At 63.1% G+C, this 16,669-nt stretch carries 17 protein-coding genes; 12 read left to right on the top strand and 5 right to left on the bottom strand.

What is annotated here, in order from left to right; translation table 11 throughout:
• The first annotated feature begins 50 nt into the window (after positions 1-50).
• The 7 genes from FJ443_RS17685 to recJ all read left to right on the top strand — a co-directional run bounded on the left by FJ443_RS17685 (position 51) and on the right by recJ (position 6,824).
• On the top strand, positions 51-443 hold the full coding sequence (locus tag FJ443_RS17685) for a hypothetical protein (protein ID WP_140495819.1): 393 nt from the start codon (positions 51-53) through the stop codon (positions 441-443).
• Positions 444-517: 74 nt separating this feature from the next.
• The gene (locus tag FJ443_RS17680; protein ID WP_140495820.1) at positions 518-1,735 is read left to right on the top strand and encodes an LL-diaminopimelate aminotransferase; all 1,218 of its coding nucleotides are present in this window, start codon (positions 518-520) and stop codon (positions 1,733-1,735) included.
• Between the two features lie 48 nt (positions 1,736-1,783).
• Positions 1,784-3,097 carry a homoserine dehydrogenase gene (locus FJ443_RS17675; protein ID WP_140665083.1) on the top strand — a complete coding sequence of 438 codons (1,314 nt, stop codon included), beginning with the start codon at positions 1,784-1,786 and terminating at the stop codon, positions 3,095-3,097.
• A 128-nt stretch (positions 3,098-3,225) separates the two neighbouring features.
• Entirely contained in the window at positions 3,226-3,582 is a 357-nt protein-coding gene (locus tag FJ443_RS17670) for a hypothetical protein (protein WP_140495822.1), read from the top strand.
• Positions 3,583-3,648: 66 nt separating this feature from the next.
• On the top strand, positions 3,649-3,816 hold the full coding sequence (locus FJ443_RS17665; RefSeq protein ID WP_140495823.1) for a Thivi_2564 family membrane protein: 168 nt from the start codon (positions 3,649-3,651) through the stop codon (positions 3,814-3,816).
• Between the two features lie 179 nt (positions 3,817-3,995).
• Positions 3,996-4,979: a class II fructose-bisphosphatase gene (gene glpX, locus FJ443_RS17660; protein ID WP_140495884.1), complete on the top strand. Its 984-nt coding sequence runs from the start codon at positions 3,996-3,998 to the stop codon at positions 4,977-4,979.
• 60 nt (positions 4,980-5,039) lie between these two features.
• Positions 5,040-6,824, top strand: a complete 1,785-nt coding sequence (recJ, locus tag FJ443_RS17655) for a single-stranded-DNA-specific exonuclease RecJ (RefSeq protein WP_140517061.1) — start codon at positions 5,040-5,042, stop codon at positions 6,822-6,824.
• Between the two features lie 11 nt (positions 6,825-6,835).
• Here the strand turns inward: recJ and FJ443_RS17650 are convergent, their stop codons facing one another.
• From FJ443_RS17650 to folE, 3 genes are all read right to left on the bottom strand, one after another.
• Positions 6,836-7,807 (bottom strand): patatin family protein, encoded by a 972-nt coding sequence (locus FJ443_RS17650; protein ID WP_140495825.1) that lies wholly within the window; start codon positions 7,805-7,807, stop codon positions 6,836-6,838.
• A gap of 97 nt (positions 7,808-7,904) precedes the next feature.
• Complete coding sequence (hisI, locus tag FJ443_RS17645) at positions 7,905-8,363, bottom strand: phosphoribosyl-AMP cyclohydrolase (RefSeq protein ID WP_140521255.1); 459 nt, start codon at positions 8,361-8,363, stop codon at positions 7,905-7,907.
• A gap of 90 nt (positions 8,364-8,453) precedes the next feature.
• On the bottom strand, positions 8,454-9,089 hold the full coding sequence (gene folE / locus FJ443_RS17640; RefSeq protein ID WP_140517057.1) for a GTP cyclohydrolase I FolE: 636 nt from the start codon (positions 9,087-9,089) through the stop codon (positions 8,454-8,456).
• Positions 9,090-9,331: 242 nt separating this feature from the next.
• Here folE and FJ443_RS17635 point away from each other — a divergent pair, with 242 nt between their 5' ends.
• Positions 9,332-9,778, top strand: coding sequence for an iron-sulfur cluster assembly scaffold protein (locus FJ443_RS17635; RefSeq protein ID WP_140495827.1), 447 nt, complete (start codon positions 9,332-9,334; stop codon positions 9,776-9,778).
• 16 nt (positions 9,779-9,794) lie between these two features.
• Here FJ443_RS17635 and FJ443_RS17630 read toward each other — a convergent pair whose 3' ends face one another.
• Positions 9,795-10,700, bottom strand: coding sequence for a LysR substrate-binding domain-containing protein (locus tag FJ443_RS17630; RefSeq protein WP_140521003.1), 906 nt, complete (start codon positions 10,698-10,700; stop codon positions 9,795-9,797).
• Between the two features lie 326 nt (positions 10,701-11,026).
• Here FJ443_RS17630 and yidD point away from each other — a divergent pair, with 326 nt between their 5' ends.
• The 4 genes from yidD to FJ443_RS17610 all read left to right on the top strand — a co-directional run bounded on the left by yidD (position 11,027) and on the right by FJ443_RS17610 (position 15,545).
• Positions 11,027-11,401 carry a membrane protein insertion efficiency factor YidD gene (gene yidD, locus FJ443_RS17625; protein ID WP_140495829.1) on the top strand — a complete coding sequence of 125 codons (375 nt, stop codon included), beginning with the start codon at positions 11,027-11,029 and terminating at the stop codon, positions 11,399-11,401.
• Positions 11,402-11,544: 143 nt separating this feature from the next.
• Entirely contained in the window at positions 11,545-12,363 is an 819-nt protein-coding gene (blaOXA, locus tag FJ443_RS17620; RefSeq protein ID WP_140495830.1) for a class D beta-lactamase, read from the top strand.
• A 147-nt stretch (positions 12,364-12,510) separates the two neighbouring features.
• On the top strand, positions 12,511-14,487 hold the full coding sequence (gene thrS / locus FJ443_RS17615; protein WP_140555350.1) for a threonine--tRNA ligase: 1,977 nt from the start codon (positions 12,511-12,513) through the stop codon (positions 14,485-14,487).
• Between the two features lie 119 nt (positions 14,488-14,606).
• The gene (locus FJ443_RS17610) at positions 14,607-15,545 is read left to right on the top strand and encodes a GNAT family N-acetyltransferase (protein ID WP_140579721.1); all 939 of its coding nucleotides are present in this window, start codon (positions 14,607-14,609) and stop codon (positions 15,543-15,545) included.
• Positions 15,546-15,600: 55 nt separating this feature from the next.
• On the opposite strand, the gene FJ443_RS17605 is transcribed toward FJ443_RS17610, so the two are convergent.
• Positions 15,601-16,563, bottom strand: a complete 963-nt coding sequence (locus tag FJ443_RS17605) for a hypothetical protein (RefSeq protein WP_140623504.1) — start codon at positions 16,561-16,563, stop codon at positions 15,601-15,603.
• Positions 16,564-16,669 lie beyond the last annotated feature (106 nt).

The following is a 16,669-nucleotide window of genomic DNA, read 5'->3' as shown; positions in this document are numbered from 1 at the left end:
ACATCCGACTGGGTCCAACCTCGCTCTACCCCGGCTGCCAAGGAAACAATATGACGATTAACATTGGCGAGACTGTTTTTTTCGGCGCCGGTCGTTTTTGCCGCATCGGTGCGGCAATTGCCCTGCTGTGCCTTGGGGCCTGCTCGAGCACCAATACCAGCGGCCCGGTGCCCATCGCCACATCAGCGGGACCGAAGGATACCGGCACCTTTCCGAACCTGAACATCCCGCCGAAAGTAGCGGCCAAACAGTTCACCGATGCCGAGAGGAATGCCAGGCTCGCGGAATTGAAGGGGGACGAAAGCGCGCAGGCAGCCAATGGCGGCGCCCCCAACGTCACCAATCAGGCGGCGCTGACGGACCTGGCCAGCAAGCATGGCGCGCAGACGCTGAAGCAGATCGAAGGCAAATGCGACCCCACCCTCGACCCTACCTGCAAATAAGTATATAGCGCGCGCCCAAGGCACTTGCCGACACGGTGCGCCTTGCCAAACGCCAAGTGATGTCTGGAACTGCCATGGAAGAGTTTCACAAGGTCCGCCGGCTTCCGCCCTATGTCTTCGAGCAGGTCAACCGGCTCAAGGCCAGCGCCCGCTCGCGCGGCGCCGACATCATTGACCTCGGCATGGGCAATCCGGACCTGCCGACGCCCAAGGCAATCGTCGACAAATTGTGCGAAGTGGTGCGCGATCCGCGCACCCATCGCTATTCCTCCTCGCGCGGCATTCCGGGCCTGCGCCGCGCCCAGGCCGCTTACTATCAGCGCCGCTTCGGCGTGAAGCTTGATCCCGATACGCAAGTGGTGGCAACGCTGGGTTCGAAAGAGGGCTTCGCCAACATGGCGCAGGCGATCACCGCCCCTGGCGACGTGATCCTGTGCCCGAATCCAACCTACCCGATCCATGCTTTCGGCTTCATCATGTCGGGCGGCGTCATCCGGTCGCTGCAGGTGGAACCCGATGACGGTTTCATCCCGGCGGTCGAGCGCGGCATCCGCCATTCGATTCCGAAGCCGCTGGCGCTGATCCTCAACTACCCGTCGAACCCGACGGCGCTGGTCGCCTCGCTCGATTTTTACAAGGACGTGGTGGCGTTCGCGAAGAAGAACGACATCATCATCCTGTCGGACCTTGCCTATTCGGAGATCTATTTCGACGGCAATCCGCCGCCTTCGGTGCTGCAGGTGCCGGGCGCGATCGACGTTTGCGTCGAGTTCACCTCCATGTCGAAGACCTTCTCCATGCCCGGCTGGCGCATGGGCTTTGCGGTCGGCAACGAGCGGCTTATCTCGGCGCTGACCCGGGTGAAATCCTATCTCGATTACGGTGCGTTCACCCCGATCCAGGTGGCGGCCGCGCACGCGCTCAACGGCGACGGCGCCGACATCGCCGAAGTGCGCGACATCTACCACAAGCGGCGCGACGTGATGGTCGATGCTTTCGGCCGCGCGGGCTGGACCATTCCGGCTCCGGCTGCGTCCATGTTCGCCTGGGCTCCGATTCCGGAGCCGTTCCGCCATCTCGGCTCGCTCGAATTCTCCAAGCTGCTCATCGAACATGCCGACGTTGCGGTGGCGCCAGGCGTCGGCTTCGGCGAACATGGCGATGATTTCGTGCGTGTCGCGCTGGTCGAGAACGAGCACCGGATCCGGCAGGCGGCGCGCAACATCAAGCGCTTCCTGGCGACCAGCGCCAAGCAACCCAACAATGTCGTGCCGCTTTCCGCCCATCGGTAAGCTTTCCGCACACAATTTCGTTTGATCTTTCGGGGGACATCGCCGGCCATGGCTGAAGCTCTGCGTGTTGGAATTGCCGGCCTCGGCACGGTCGGCGCGTCAGTGGCGCGCGTGCTGCGCGACAAGGCGGCGGAACTGACACGGCAGTGTGGGCGCGACATCGTCGTGTCGGCGGTTTCGGCGCGTGATCCCAAGCGCGACCGCGGGGTCGATCTCAATGCCGCGAAATGGTTCGACGATCCTGTCAAGATGGCGCAGGCCGCCGAGATCGACGTTTTCGTCGAGCTGATCGGCGGCGACGAGGGGCCAGCGTTTGCGGCTGTGAAGACGGCGCTCGAGGCCGGCCGCCATGTCGTTACCGCGAACAAGGCGCTGCTGGCCAAACATGGCGTCGCGCTCGCCGAGATCGCCGAGAAGAAGGGCGTGCTGCTCAACTACGAGGCCGCGGTGGCGGGCGGCATTCCCGTTATCAAGACGATGCGCGAGGCGATGGCCGGCAACTCGGTCACCCGTGTCTTCGGTATTCTCAACGGTACCTGCAACTATATCCTGACCCGGATGGAGGCCGAAGGCATCTCGTTCGACGCCTGCCTCAAGGACGCGCAGCGGCTGGGCTATGCCGAGGCCGACCCGACCTTCGACATCGAAGGCCATGACACCGCGCACAAGCTGTCGATCCTGACCAGCCTGGCCTTCGGCACCAAGATCGCCGCCAACGACATCTACATGGAAGGCATCTCGAACATCACCCAGGCCGATATCCGTGCGGCCGGCGATCTCGGCTACCGGATCAAGCTGCTTGGCGTTGCCCAGCGCACCGAGAGCGGCATCGAGCAGCGCGTGCATCCGACCATGGTGCCGACGGCCTCGGTGATCGCGCAGGTCCACGGCGTCATCAATGCGGTGGCGATCGAGACCGACATCCTCGGCGAACTGCTGCTCTCCGGCCCCGGCGCCGGCGGCAATGCCACCGCCTCGGCCGTCATCGGCGACATCGCCGATATAGCAAAGAGCCGTCCCGGCTTCCAGCACGGCCCGGTCTTCGGCAGGCCGGCGAGGGAATTGAAGCCTTACAAGAAGGCGCAGATGCGCAGCCATGCCGGCGGCTATTTCATCCGGCTGACCGTGCATGACCGCATTGGCGTGTTCGCGGCCATCGCCAAGCGCATGGCCGACAACGATATCTCGCTGGAATCGATCGTCCAGCACGCGATCAGCGGCGAAGCGGCGGCGCAAAAGACGGTGATCCTCGTCACCCACGAGACCACCGAAGCCGCGGTGCGCAAGGCCGTGGACGGTATCACCAAGGATGGTCACCTGACCGACAAGCCGCAGGTCATCCGGATCGAACGGGCAGGATAGATATTTCCTTCCGTCGCGCACCACTGGATTGCTGCGACGATACTGTTGCGGCCGATGCCGCTGCCTGGCTCGCCGGAACCAATCCCGGCCAGCGCCGTTCTCACGAGGTGCAAACCGAGGGAATGCCAATGGCCGAAACATCGAAATCCGACACCCCCCAGATCGACGACATCCAAAAGACGCTCGAAAAGCAGATCGCCGACCTGCGCAAGGAGATCACCAGGATCAACAAGAGCCTTTCGGAGCGAGGTGCGGAACTGGTTGACGAGGCCTCGGCTCAGGCATCCGACGTCTACGACAGCGCGGCGAGCCGTGCGTCGCGAACGGCTCAGCAGTTGCGCAGCCACGCCCAGGCGGTCTCGGAGGTCGCGCGTGAAAACCCGGGCACGACGACGGCAGTGGTCGGCGTCATCGGGCTGCTGGGTTTTCTGGCCGGCCTCGCCGTTGGCCAGTCGATGAATGACAGCCAGCGCCGCTGGTATTGATCCGGTAACGACCGAGCCGGTTTTTGCCGGCTTACCTGTCCGTCGAGCAATTTCCAGGGGAGCACTATGGCTTCTTCCGTCCTGATCGGCATCCTGATCACGTTCCTGGTGATCATTCTGGTGCTTTACCTCATTCAGCGATTGCCGCTGGACGCCAGGATGCGGCAGATCGCGCAGATCATCGTCATCATCATCGGCATCGTTTCGCTATTGAAATATCTGGCCGTGTTTTAGATCTCGATACCTACTTTGAAAGCGGCCCAGGTTCGCCGGAATCGTGCTATCCATAATTTAATCGGTTGATATTGCAGGCTTTTCGAGAAAACCTTCGAGAGGTCTTGCCGTTGTCATGCTCGTTTGACACAAGAGGCGCGCCTCCGGCGGGAGGCGGCATGCGAACGAGGATCGACCTGATGAACGTGGCCCACAACATTATCGCCGGACTTGACCGGATACTCACCATGGAACTGGTGCGCGTAACCGAGCGCGCCGCCGTCGCGGCCGCCAGGCTGCGCGGACGCGGTGACGAAAAGGCCGCCGACCAGGTCGCGGTGGACGCCATGCGCCAGGAGCTCAATCGCCTCGCCATCAAGGGCACGGTGGTGATCGGCGAAGGCGAGCGGGACGAGGCGCCGATGCTCTATATCGGAGAGGAGGTCGGCACCGGCAAAGGCCCGGCGGTCGACATTGCGCTCGACCCGCTGGAAGGCACCACGATCTGCGCCAAGAACCTGCCCAACGCGCTGGCCGTGATCGCCATCGCCGAGAAGGGCAGCCTGCTGTTCGCGCCCGACGTCTACATGGACAAGATCGCCATCGGCCCGGGCTATGCCGAGGGCGTCATCGACATCGATGCCTCGCCGGCCGAAAACATAGCCAGCCTGGCAAAGGCCAAGGGCGTCGCGGTGTCCGACGTTACCGCTTGCATCCTCGACCGTCCGCGCCATGGCAAGCTGATCGACGCCGTGCGCGCCACCGGGGCGGCAATCCGGCTGATCGGCGATGGCGACGTCGCCGGTGTCATCCACACCACCGATCCCGAGGAAACCGGCATCGACATCTATCTCGGCATTGGCGGCGCGCCGGAGGGGGTGCTGGCCGCCGCGGCGCTGCGCTGCACGGGTGGCCAGATGCAGGGCCGCTTGATCCTCGACACGCCCGAAAAGGTCGCCCGCGCCGGCAAGATGGGTATTGCCGACCCGAAGCGGGTCTACCGGGCCGAGGACATGGCGCGCGGCGATGTGTTGTTCGCGGCCACCGGCGTCACCGACGGCAACATGCTGGCAGGCGTCAAGTTCGGCCGCAACTACATCACAACGCACACGATCGTGCTGCGCTCGTCGTCGCGCACCGTGCGCGAGATCAAGGCCCGGCATCAGGACCTGGAAAAGTTTTGATGCATTCCTGACTGGCCGTCGCATATTGTGGGCAATGATCATCCGCAAACGTCGCCTCGCATGACGGGCGAGAGACGCCTTTTTCTCGATGTCCGACAGTCGGCCACCGGTGTTTCCTGGGAACATCGGCTGACCGAGCGGCAGGACATGGTCGCGCTTGCCATCGCACAGGGGCACGGCGTGCCCGATATCGTCGCGCGCGTGCTTGCCGGACGTGGCGTGACGGCGGAACAGGCGGAGCGCTTTCTCGACCCGACGATCCGCGACCTGCTGCCGGACCCGGCTTCGCTGACCGACATGGACAAGGCGGCCATTCGAATAGCCGCCGCGGTGATGGCCCGGGAGAAGGTGGCGATCTTCGGCGACTACGATGTCGATGGCGCCGCCTCGTCGGCCTTGCTCAAACGCTTCCTCGCGCATTTCTCGATATCGTCGGAAATCTACATTCCCGATCGTATCTTCGAGGGTTACGGTCCCAATCCCGAAGCCATGCGCGAGCTCGTCTCGCGCGGCGCGACGCTGATCGTCACCGTCGATTGCGGCACCAACAGCGCGGCTTCCATCGACGCGGCCAATGCCGCCGGTGCCGATGTCGTGGTGCTCGACCATCACCAGGTCGGCGGCGCCTTGCCGGCGGCACACGCGGTGGTCAACCCCAACCGCGACGACGACCTTTCCGGGCAGGGCCATCTCTGCGCCGCCGGAGTGGTTTTTCTCGCGCTGGTGCAGACGGCCAAGGTCCTGCGCGGCCGGCTGGCCGACGCCACGCCGCCGGACCTGCTCTCGCTGCTCGATCTCGTGGCGCTGGCCACGGTCTGCGATGTGGTGCCGCTCACCGGCGTCAACCGTGCCTTCGTCGTCAAGGGCTTGCAAGTGGCGCGCCAGCAGAAGAACGAGGGAATGTCTGCGCTGGCGCGGGTCTCGCGCGTCGGCGAGCCGCTCAGCACCTTCCATCTGGCCTACCTGATCGGACCGCGCATAAACGCCGGCGGGCGCATCGGCGACGCCGCCCTCGGCAGCCGGCTGCTTGCGACCGACGATCCGGTCGAGGCCCGCACCATCGCCGAGACGCTCGATCGGCTCAACCAGGAGCGGCAGCTGATGGAACACGAGATGCTGGCCGCGGCGCGTGCCGAGGCCGATGCCGAGCTTGCCGGCGGCAGCGGGCCGGCCATCGTCGTTACCGCTAGCACCAACTGGCATCCCGGCATCGTCGGCCTGCTTGCCTCCAGGCTCAAGGACCATGCCCGACGGCCGGCCTTCGCCATCGCCTTCAACGCCACCGGCACCGGCACCGGTTCAGGTCGCTCGGTGTCGGGCTTCGATCTCGGCCGGCTGGTGCGCGAAGCCGCAGATGCCGGGCTGATCGTCAAGGGCGGCGGCCATGGCATGGCAGCCGGCATTACCGTCGAGCGCACGCGGCTCGGCGAGCTCAGGGCATTTTTCGAGGAGCGCGCAGCGGCCGACGTGTTCCGATTGCAAGACGAGGAAAGCCTGGCGATCGACGGCGCGCTTGCCGCCGAGGGTGCGACGCTGGCCTTGCTGGATGCGCTGGAAAAGGCCGGCCCGTTCGGTGCAGGGCATGTCGCGCCTGTTTTCGCGCTGCCTCGCCATCGGCTGGCCGACGCCCGGCTGGTCGGCACCAACCACATCCGCGCCGACCTCCAGTCGGGCAGTGGCGGTCGCATCCAGGCGATCGCCTTTCGTGCCGTCGACACGGTGCTCGGCGACTTCCTGTTCAAGAACCGTGGTAAGACGATCCACGTCGCCGGCTCATTGTCGGGCAATTACTGGAACGGCAATCGCAGCGTGCAGTTCCGCATCGTCGACGCGGCACGCGCCTGATGCGTCTTTGATCAGGCGAGAACCGTCTGAAGCCGGGTCAGTTCGCCGATCTGTGCCATCGTCGCCCTATAGCCGATCTGGATCGCCTCGTCGGCGCGGTGGAATTCGGTCAGGCCGATGTGGCTGAGCTTGGGCTGCAGCGACATGTCGGGCGGATCGCCGGCAAGCCTGGCGCGCGAGATTCGATCCTGGATGATGTTGAAGGCCTCGACCATGACGCCGGTGATGCCAAGCCGCGTCTGATGTGCCCGGTGCTCAGGGTCGAATTGGCCACTGCGCGGCGCATCGTTCTCGACGACCAGTTCGCCGGCGCTATGCTTGATGACGGCGGCACGGCCGAACAGGTCGTAATGAAGGTTGACCGCGACAACCAGCGGCTGCTCATAGGCACGGCAGACCGACACCGGCACCGGATTGACCAAAGCTCCGTCGACCAGCACGCGACCATTGCAAGTCACCGGCTCGAACACGCCGGGCAAGGCATAGGAAGCGCGCATGGCTGTTATCAGCGAACCGTTCGACAGCCAAATCTCATGGCCGGTGCGGATTTCGGAAGCGACCGCGACGAACGGCTTGGACAAATCCTCAAAGCGAATGCCGGCCACATGCTCACGCAGGCGAGCATCCAGCTTCATGCCGCCGAACAGACCGCTGCCGCGCAGGTTTAGATCGAGCAGGCCGAAGATGCGCCGCCTGGTCAGGCTGCGGGCGAACTCTTCCAACTCGTCCAGTTTTCCGGCGAGGTAACAGCCGCCGACCAGCGCGCCGATCGAGGTGCCGGCAATCATCGAAACCTCGATGCCGGCTTCATCGAGCGCGCGCAGCACGCCGATATGCGCCCAGCCTCTTGCGCAACCGCCGCCCAGTGCAAGCGAGATGCCAGTTTTCTTTGGTGATGTTGTTTCGGCCGCGCCGCCGGACGAAGCGGGACCATTCGCCTCTCGTACGTCCGCTCTGTTACGCAATGACGCCCACTCGAGCATCATGATCTCCCTTGTCCCACAGCTAATATATAGGCGGGCCGTATCGAAATGGTGAATCTATGTGGTTGGCTGCGGGCAAAAGGTTCAAGCTGGTTATTCACGGGAGCTTCCGATACGTTTTTTCCGCATCGAACAAGGGCTCGCTGCCATCGTCGGCAAGCATCGCCTTGCCGTCGATCAGCCCCACCGTCCGATAGAAGCAGGAACGCCGGCCTGTGTGACAAGTTGCGTCGTGGCCTAGCACTTTGACGCGCAACCATATGGCGTCCTGGTCACAATCCGTGAGCACCTCGATGACATGCTGGAGATTGCCTGACGTTTCGCCCTTCTTCCACAGCGCATTGCGCGAACGCGACCAGTAGTGGGCGATACCTGTTTCAAGCGTCAACGCCAGAGCCTGCGCATTCATGTGCGCGACCATCAAAAGCACGCCGTCTGCCGCATCGGTGACGACGACGGTGACCAGGCCGGCGGCATCGAAGCGCGGTGAAAACACCGCGCCTTCTTCCAGCGATTTCTTGTCTGAGGGAGCCTTCGGAAATTCCAGTGCCGACATCGCCGGGCTATCTTCCTGTTTGACCATGATTATCCGAAAACCGGTAGCCACTTTCGGAATCATGGTCCCGACGATGCCGGGCGAGGCGGCTTACACCCCACCGCCACGCACCATGGTGACGAAACGAACCTGTTCTTCGGGAGTATCCTTGAACACGCCGGTGAAGGTCGAGGTCAGCGTGGTGGAGCCCTGCTTGCGGATGCCGCGCATGGCCATGCACATGTGCTCGGCCTCGATCATCACGGCAACGCCGCGCGGATTGAGCACATCCTGAATGACGCCGGCGATCTGCGCGGTCATGGCTTCCTGGGTCTGCAGGCGGTGGGCGAAGATATCGACCACGCGCGCGATCTTGGACAGGCCGACGACCTTGCCGTCCGGCAGATAGCCGACATGGGCCTTGCCGATGATCGGCACCATGTGATGTTCGCAATGCGAATGGAACTGGATGTCCTTGACGATGACAAGATCGTCGTAACCAGCCACTTCCTCGAAGGTGCGGCCAAGCTCTTCGGCCGGGCACATGTCATAGCCGCCGAACATTTCCCGATAGGCCTTGGCCACCCGCTTGGGCGTGTCGACCAGCCCTTCGCGATCGGGGTTGTCGCCGGTCCAGCGCAAAAGCGTGCGGACCGCAGCCTCGACCTCGGCCTCGCTCGGCCGGTCGGTGACGGGCTTTTCCATGTAGGCCGACTGGGGCATGAACTTCTTGATAACGGCATCCATAAAGGCGTCTCCCGTAGTCCCTCTCTCAGGAGGAACGAGTTGAACGGACCACGACCTTTCGGCGTCGGAAACTCGCCCGGTTTCCAGCCCCGTAAGCGGCGTGAGCAAACTGCGGCAAAGACGTGGGCTTTTCGTCGCCTTGTCGATACCGGACTGCCACCATTATATATGGTCATGACGAGCGAAAGAAAGACGCGTCAGCGGCAAACGCTGTTCGCTTGGCGGCGACGGACTGGAAAATAATGATCAACGACGTCTACAATGCGAAAATTCTCGGTTTTGCCGGAAATATCACACGGATCGGCCGGCTCGATCATCCCGACGCCAGCGCGAGGGCACATTCCAAATTGTGCGGCTCTACCGTTACCGTCGATCTCAATATGGCAGACGGCGTGGTTACCGATTTCGCACATGACGTGAAGGCCTGCGCGCTCGGCCAGGCCTCGTCCTCCATCATGGCGCAGCATGTGGTTGGCGCTACGGCCGACGAATTGCGCGCGGTGCGCGAGACCATGCTGAAAATGCTGAAAGAGAACGGAGCGCCGCCGGAAGGCCGCTTCGCCGATCTCAAATATCTGGAACCGGTGCGCGACTACAAGGCGCGCCATGCCTCGACCATGTTGACCTTCGACGCGGTGGTCGACGCGATCGGTCAGATCGAGAAGAAGCGCGCCGAAGAAGCCGCCTGATAGCCCCTTTGGCGGCCTATCGGGGCCGTCTGCTTTCGGCGAATTCGCTTCTCACCCAGTCGGCGAAGGCGGCGGCTGGCTCGGGGAGATCGCGCAGGCTTCTGGCCACCAGCCAATAGGCGCCGGACGCGACGTCGATGTCGAACGGCTTGACCAACGTGCCGGAGGCGAGCTCTTCACCGATCTGCAGGAGATCGCCCAGCGCCACCCCGTGTCCGAGCAGAGCGGCCTGCTTCGAAAGCGATGCATCCGCCAGCATGGGACCGCGCGCGGGCACCGCGTCGGCAGGCACACCGGCCGCCTCGAACCAGCGCGCCCAACCCTGTCGGTTTTCCTCATGCAACAGCGTATAGCGGCCAAGGTCGGCCGGCTTGTCGAGGGGAGGCCCCGCGGCAAGCAGCGCCGGCGACAGAACCGGTGAATCAACCGTCGAGGCAAGCTGCTCGGCCTCGCTGCGCGGCCACGACACAGCATGCGCACTGAAGCGTAACGCAAGCTCAGGCTGGTCGCCGCGAAACTCAATCAGCCTTGGATCGACTTCGAGCGCGACGTCGATGTCGGGCCGCAATTGGCGAAAACGGTTGAGCCGCGGCACCAGCCATACCGATGCCAGAGACGGCTCGACGCTGACGCGAACCACTGTCTGCGCGGGAGCCGCCACCAACTCGGAAAGCAGGGCGTCGATGGCGTCGAAACTCCTGACCAGCTGACTGAGCAGCCGGCGGCCCGCATCGGTCAGTTCGACGCGGCGATGGTGACGTTCGAACAGGGGCCGGCGCAGAAAGATCTCGAGCTCGCGGATCTGCCGGCTGATCGCTGCCTGCGAGACGAAAAGCTCCTCGGCCGCCCTGCTGAAACTCAGGTGCCGCCCGGCTGCTTCAAAGCTCCTCAAGGCCGTCAGCGGCAGTCGCCCACGCTTCATTCGCATAACCCAGGATTATCCGAAGTGGAAATTATACTCGTTTGAAGGCGAAGGCCAGCGGCGGTCTACTCGTCGTCAAGGAGATACGGCCATGGTCCAGTTGCTAGAGATTTTTGGCGATGTGATGCGGATTGCAACCTATCAGTGGCGTGACGAAAGGACCCGTCGGAAGCACCACGAAGAGCAGTCTAGCCCCCGCCGATGGGCACTGCCGGCTGATCGGCAGCCACTTCGCCGCTTCCGCCCGTGAAAGCTCAGCAAGCAGGGGCGGGATTGCGTTCTCCCGATGAAGCCCACATCTATCGTGTGGAAAGACGGAGATCGCAGTGGGCGACCAGCATGGGCATACACATACAGCCGGGCCGCCGCGGCAAGGCCGCAACTGGTCCGGCCCGTGGCGCAAGACCCCCGGCCGGGTGTTGGGCACGTCGCTGGTGCGCCTCTATCAACTGACGCTGTCCAGCTTCATCGGCAATTCCTGCCGTCACCTGCCGACCTGCTCGGAATACGCGCATGAGGCGATCGCCCGCCATGGCCTTTGGGCCGGCGGCTGGATGGGATTTTTCAGGGTTCTGCGCTGCGGACCATTCGGCACCCATGGCGTCGACCTTGTTCCGGAGGTTCTGGCGGATCGGTATGTCTGGTTTACGCCGTGGCGATATTGGCGGATCGGCGGCAACCACGACGAGGCGCGAAGCTGACTGCCGGTCAGTTCTTCAAGGCAACCGTTTACGATCTGGTAGGGTTAACGGCAGCCTGCACAATAACTGCGAATTTGAGACAAAATCGAGACAAGAGACCTCGCTAAGCCGCTCGCCGAACCCCCCTCTGGAGCGAGCATCCAATGCGCAATGTCGACCGTCTTCCCTTCATCCTTGCCGGAGTCCTGTTCCTGCTTGCCTGGCTTCTGGGATTTCCGATGCGCGCGCAGTCGGCGCCGCTCGGGGATGTGCAATGCACGCTGATCGCCGATGCGCAGAGCGGCAAGACGCTTTACCAAAACGGCGTCTGCGATCAGCGGTTCAGCCCGGCCTCGACGTTCAAGGTGCCGCTGTCGCTGATCGGTTACGATGCCGGCATACTAAGCGACGAGCACACGCCGAGCTGGGACTACAAACCTGAATTCAAGGCGGTCAAGCGGGACCACAAGACCGTCGATCCGATGATCTGGGAGCGGGACTCGGTGCTGTGGTATTCACGCGAGATCACCCGCCGGCTTGGACCGGAGAGCTTTGCCGGCTACGTCTCGAAGTTCGGCTATGGCAATGCGGACGTTTCCGGCGATCCCGGCAAGAATGACGGCCTGACTCATTCCTGGGTGAACTCCTCGCTCAAGATCACGCCGGTCGAGCAGGTCGATTTCCTGCGTAAGCTCCTCGCCGGCAAGATGCCGGTCTCGGCCAAGGCTCACGACATGACGAAAGCCATCCTACCCAGCTTCAAGGCCGGCGACTGGACCGTCCAGGGCAAGACGGGCAGCACCAGGGTCGGCGAGGGCGGCAAGGACAGGCGTTCACTCGGCTGGTTCGTCGGCTGGGCGCAGAAAAACGGCCGCCAGATCGTGTTTGCCCGGCTCGTCGTCGATACGAAGCGGAGCGATATGCCGAAGGGGCTCGCGACGCGCGCGGCCTTCCTGAAGGACCTGCCGCTGCTGATTAAATAGCCGAGGCTTTACGGCGGCGGCATCTGCCCATAAAAGACTGCCGCCGCCGGACGCCTCCGGCTATCTGGCAGGCCGCAGCCTCGAACGGCTGACGACCTGCATTTCACCACCCGCGCTCGTTTGCGGGACTGGATAGGAGAATACCTGATGCTGAATGCCGTTTCCCTGACATTTCCCGATGGCTCCGTGCGCGACTACGATGCGGCGATGACCGGTGCAGGCCTTGCCGAATCGATCTCCAAGTCGCTGGCCAAGAAGGCCGTGGCCTATGCCATCGACGGTACCGTGCGCGATCTCTCCGATCCGCTCGGCAAGTCCGGCAAGATCGAGATCATCACCCGCGACGATCCGCGCGCGCTGGAACTCATCCGCCATGACGCGGCACATGTGCTGGCGGAGGCCGTGCAGGAGATATGGCCGGGAACGCAGGTGACCATCGGGCCGGTGATCGAGAACGGATTCTACTACGACTTCGCCCGCAACGAGCCGTTCACTCCGGACGACTTCCCGGTGATCGAGAAGAAGATGCGCGAGATCATTGCGCGCAACAAGCCGTTCACGAAGGAAGTCTGGTCGCGCGACAAGGCCAAAAAGGTCTTTGCCGACAAGGGCGAGCGCTACAAGCTGGAACTGATCGACGCCATTCCTGACGATCAGGATCTCAAGATCTACGCGCAAGGCGACTGGTTCGACCTTTGCCGCGGTCCACATATGGCCTCGACCGGGCAGATCGGCAATGCCTTCAAGCTGATGAAGGTGGCGGGCGCCTATTGGCGCGGAGATTCGAACAACCCGATGCTGACGCGCATCTACGGCACGGCGTGGGCTGATCAGGCGCAGCTCGACGCCTACCAGACAATGCTGGAGGAAGCCGAAAAGCGCGACCACAGGAAGCTCGGCCGCGAGATGGATTTGTTCCATTTCCAGGAAGAGGGGCCCGGTGTCGTCTTCTGGCATGCCAAGGGCTGGAAGATGTTCCAGAACCTGGTCAACTACATGCGCCGCCGCCTCGACGAGCAGGGCTACCAGGAGGTCAACGCACCGCAGGTGCTCGACAAGAGCCTGTGGGAGACGTCGGGCCATTGGGGCTGGTACCGCGACGCCATGTTCAAGGTCACGGTTGCCGGCGACGACACCGATGACGACCGCGTGTTCGCGCTGAAGCCGATGAACTGTCCTGGCCATGTGCAGATATTCAAGCACGGGTTGAAATCCTATCGCGACCTGCCGGTAAAGCTTGCGGAATTCGGCAATGTGCATCGCTATGAGCCGTCGGGCGCGCTACACGGGCTGATGCGCGTGCGCGGTTTCACGCAGGATGACGCGCATATTTTCTGCACCGAGGAGCAACTGGCGTCGGAGTGCCTGCGTATCAACGATCTGATTCTGTCGACCTATGCCGATTTCGGCTTCGACGAAATCAGCGTGAAGCTGTCGACCCGGCCGGACAAGCGCGTCGGCACCGACGAAGCCTGGGATCACGCCGAAGCGATCATGAGCGGCGTGCTGGAGACGATCAGGACGCGATCGGGCAACCGCATCAAGACCTCGATCAATCCTGGCGAGGGCGCCTTCTACGGGCCGAAGTTCGAATATGTGCTGAAGGATGCCATCGGCCGCGAATGGCAATGCGGCACCACGCAGGTCGACTTCAACCTGCCGGAGCGTTTCGGTGCCTTCTACATCGGCTCGGATTCCGAGAAGAAACAGCCTGTCATGGTGCACCGTGCCATCTGCGGCTCGATGGAGCGCTTCCTCGGCATCCTGATCGAGAACTATTCCGGCCATTTCCCGCTGTGGTTCGCGCCGCTGCAGGTAGTGGTGGCGACGATCACTTCGGACGCCGACGGCTATGCGAACGAAGTGGTGGCGAAGCTGAAAGCCGCGGGCTTGTCCGCCGAGGCGGATCTGCGCAACGAGAAGATCAACTATAAGGTCCGCGAGCACAGCCTAGCCAAGGTTCCGGTCATCCTCGTCTGCGGCAAGCGCGAGGCGGAAGAGCAGACGGTCAACATGCGCCGCCTCGGATCGCGCGACCAGGAGTCGCTGGGTCTCGCCCAAGCGGTCGCGCAGCTGACCGAAGAAGCGATCACGCCCGATCGCCGGCGCCAACGCGCCGCCTGATCAGACAGTATTTGAAGCCGAAATGGCGGTGGAGCAGTCCACCGCCATTTTTATACCCCGCCGTTCTCACATCCCGCCGTTTTCACATCCTTGTCACGGCAGTCTTGTAACAAGCCCTCATGCTCAAGCTGAAAATGCGCGAAAAACCGTTTCCCGAGCTTTCCTATGCCAATCCACGACAGCCGGTCCTGACGCGGTGGGTCATCCATTCCATCGAAGGCCTGTCCGGACGCGATCGGTTTGCAGCGCTTTATGATTTTTGGCGCCGCCAGGTGGTCCCGACCGGCGAGCGCGTGTTCAGTCGCATGCTCGAATTGATCGACGTGCGGGTGCGAACCCCCGACCAATGGCCCCCGAAGAACCTGCCCGACACGCCGCTGGTGATCGTCGCCAATCATCCCTTCGGCATCGGCGACGGCATTGCCGCGCTGTCGCTGGCCGAGCAGCTTGGGCGGCCGTTCCGGGTCATGATCCACAAGGATCTGCTCAAGATCAGCGAGATGGAGCCCTACTCGCTGCCGATCGACTTTTCCGAGACCAAGGACGCTCTGAAGAACAACATGGCGGTGCGTCACGAGGCTGTGCGGCTCTTGAAAGAACGTGTCACCATCGTGGTGTTTCCGGCCGGCGGCGTCGCCACCGCGCCGAAAGGTTTTGGCCAGGCACGCGATCTGCCATGGAAGATGTTTCCGGCCCGTCTCGTGCAGGATGCCAAGGCTTCCGTAGTGCCGATGCATTTCTCCGGCCAGAACGGCAGGCTGTTCCATCTGGTCAGCGGCCCCATGAACATGGCCGAGCGCGACGGCCGCGTGGCGAAGTTCGTCGGCAAGGCATCGCTGACGCTGCGCATTTCGTTGCTTATCCACGAGTTCGCCCGGCTTTCCGGCAAGTCGATCGACGTGCGTGTCGGCGATGTGCTGAACTGGAACGAACTGGAGCCCGTGCGCGACCGCAAGGCGCTGCTCGAGCGCCTCTATAAAGGCGTCTTCGATCTGGCGCCGCCGGTGCCTCGCCGCCGGATTCCATTCCTGCCGGCACGGGCCAAGCTGGCGGCCTAGCTCCATTTCGTCGACGATCCGAAGGGAACCGCCTCAGGCTTACCCGGGGTTTTGACTAATCCGCGCCTTCTTCCGGATCCATCGCGGCGGCTTCCGTCGCGAGAACCTCGATTTCCTGGTTCTGTCCGGCCACGACAGTGAAATCCTTCTGGTAGATCCGGTCGCGGTTCTTGGCGATGATCGTGTAGTCGCCTTCGGCCAGCACCATGGAGGCGAAGGCGCCGACGGTTTCCTTGATCGGATCGCCGGATTCGTTGAGCAGCGACCACGACGTGTCGGCGATCGCTTCGCCGCCCGCTTCACGCACCAGCTTCAAGGTAATCTCGGCGGCGTGATGCTCGACGGTGGCTTCGGTCAGCTTGCCGGCCTCGACGCGGATGTCGGAGCGGATGACGGCATTGACCGCGCCATAGGTCGAGACCACGTGGTAGATGCCGGCATTGAGACGCACGACGCTGTTGGGCTCGACGTCGGGAATGATCAGCGCGCGATCGCCATTGGGTTCGGCATTGCCCTCATAGATCGAAAAGCGCAACTTCTTTGGCGGGATGCGCGCCCCTCCGGAAAGGACGGCGTCGAGCTTCAGGCCGCCGGCATCGAGCACGAGGCTCTCGCGTTTGGCGTCCTTGCCGACAGTGATGCGCTTGGTGGCACCGGCCCGGCCGTAGGAAGCGTGAACCAGATAGCTGCCGGGTTCGAGCTGGAAGACCGCCGTGCCGCCATGGGCGGAAGCCACCATCGGCAATTTGCCGTTGACGGCCTCCGGCTTGAAGACGCGCCAGACGATACCGCGAGTGATATCGCCTCCCTTGTCGGTCAATTGCGCGGACAAGGTGATGGCGCCGCCGCCACCAAGCGCCAGCGATGTCTCGCCTTTCGGCGTCGCGTAGCTCGAAATTCCGGGAAGCTTCAGGTCGCTGACGCCATCCACGTTCTGTGCCACGGCAAAGGAAACCGGCGCCATGAGCAGCAGGGTGCAGACCCAGATCAGGAAAAGACGCAAAGCCCCCTCAAACATGCCTTGCGTTGAAGCCCATGGCGGTGGCAATTTCAAGGCTTAAGAGTCCGACGGATACGACTCTCCAGCCTGGCGCGCCCGCGTCGATGCCCGAGCCGCCCCGCAT

It is taken from the genome of Mesorhizobium sp. B2-6-1 (genome assembly GCF_006440475.1).
GTDB lineage: Bacteria > Pseudomonadota > Alphaproteobacteria > Rhizobiales > Rhizobiaceae > Mesorhizobium.
This window is presented reverse-complemented; position numbering and strand designations above follow the sequence as displayed.

Bases quoted from the DNA above. Each gene is read 5' to 3' on its own strand.
- FJ443_RS17685 (WP_140495819.1), top strand. From the start codon at position 51: ATGACGATTAACATTGGCGAGACTGTTTTTTTCGGCGCCGGTCGTTTT.
- FJ443_RS17680 (WP_140495820.1), top strand. From the start codon at position 518: ATGGAAGAGTTTCACAAGGTCCGCCGGCTTCCGCCCTATGTCTTCGAG.
- FJ443_RS17675 (WP_140665083.1), top strand. From the start codon at position 1,784: ATGGCTGAAGCTCTGCGTGTTGGAATTGCCGGCCTCGGCACGGTCGGC.
- FJ443_RS17670 (WP_140495822.1), top strand. From the start codon at position 3,226: ATGGCCGAAACATCGAAATCCGACACCCCCCAGATCGACGACATCCAA.
- FJ443_RS17665 (WP_140495823.1), top strand. From the start codon at position 3,649: ATGGCTTCTTCCGTCCTGATCGGCATCCTGATCACGTTCCTGGTGATC.
- glpX (WP_140495884.1), top strand. From the start codon at position 3,996: ATGAACGTGGCCCACAACATTATCGCCGGACTTGACCGGATACTCACC.
- recJ (WP_140517061.1), top strand. From the start codon at position 5,040: ATGACGGGCGAGAGACGCCTTTTTCTCGATGTCCGACAGTCGGCCACC.
- FJ443_RS17650 (WP_140495825.1), bottom strand. From the start codon at position 7,807: ATGCTCGAGTGGGCGTCATTGCGTAACAGAGCGGACGTACGAGAGGCG.
- hisI (WP_140521255.1), bottom strand. From the start codon at position 8,363: ATGTCGGCACTGGAATTTCCGAAGGCTCCCTCAGACAAGAAATCGCTG.
- folE (WP_140517057.1), bottom strand. From the start codon at position 9,089: ATGGATGCCGTTATCAAGAAGTTCATGCCCCAGTCGGCCTACATGGAA.
- FJ443_RS17635 (WP_140495827.1), top strand. From the start codon at position 9,332: ATGATCAACGACGTCTACAATGCGAAAATTCTCGGTTTTGCCGGAAAT.
- FJ443_RS17630 (WP_140521003.1), bottom strand. From the start codon at position 10,700: ATGAAGCGTGGGCGACTGCCGCTGACGGCCTTGAGGAGCTTTGAAGCA.
- blaOXA (WP_140495830.1), top strand. From the start codon at position 11,545: ATGCGCAATGTCGACCGTCTTCCCTTCATCCTTGCCGGAGTCCTGTTC.
- thrS (WP_140555350.1), top strand. From the start codon at position 12,511: ATGCTGAATGCCGTTTCCCTGACATTTCCCGATGGCTCCGTGCGCGAC.
- FJ443_RS17610 (WP_140579721.1), top strand. From the start codon at position 14,607: ATGCTCAAGCTGAAAATGCGCGAAAAACCGTTTCCCGAGCTTTCCTAT.
- FJ443_RS17605 (WP_140623504.1), bottom strand. From the start codon at position 16,563: ATGTTTGAGGGGGCTTTGCGTCTTTTCCTGATCTGGGTCTGCACCCTG.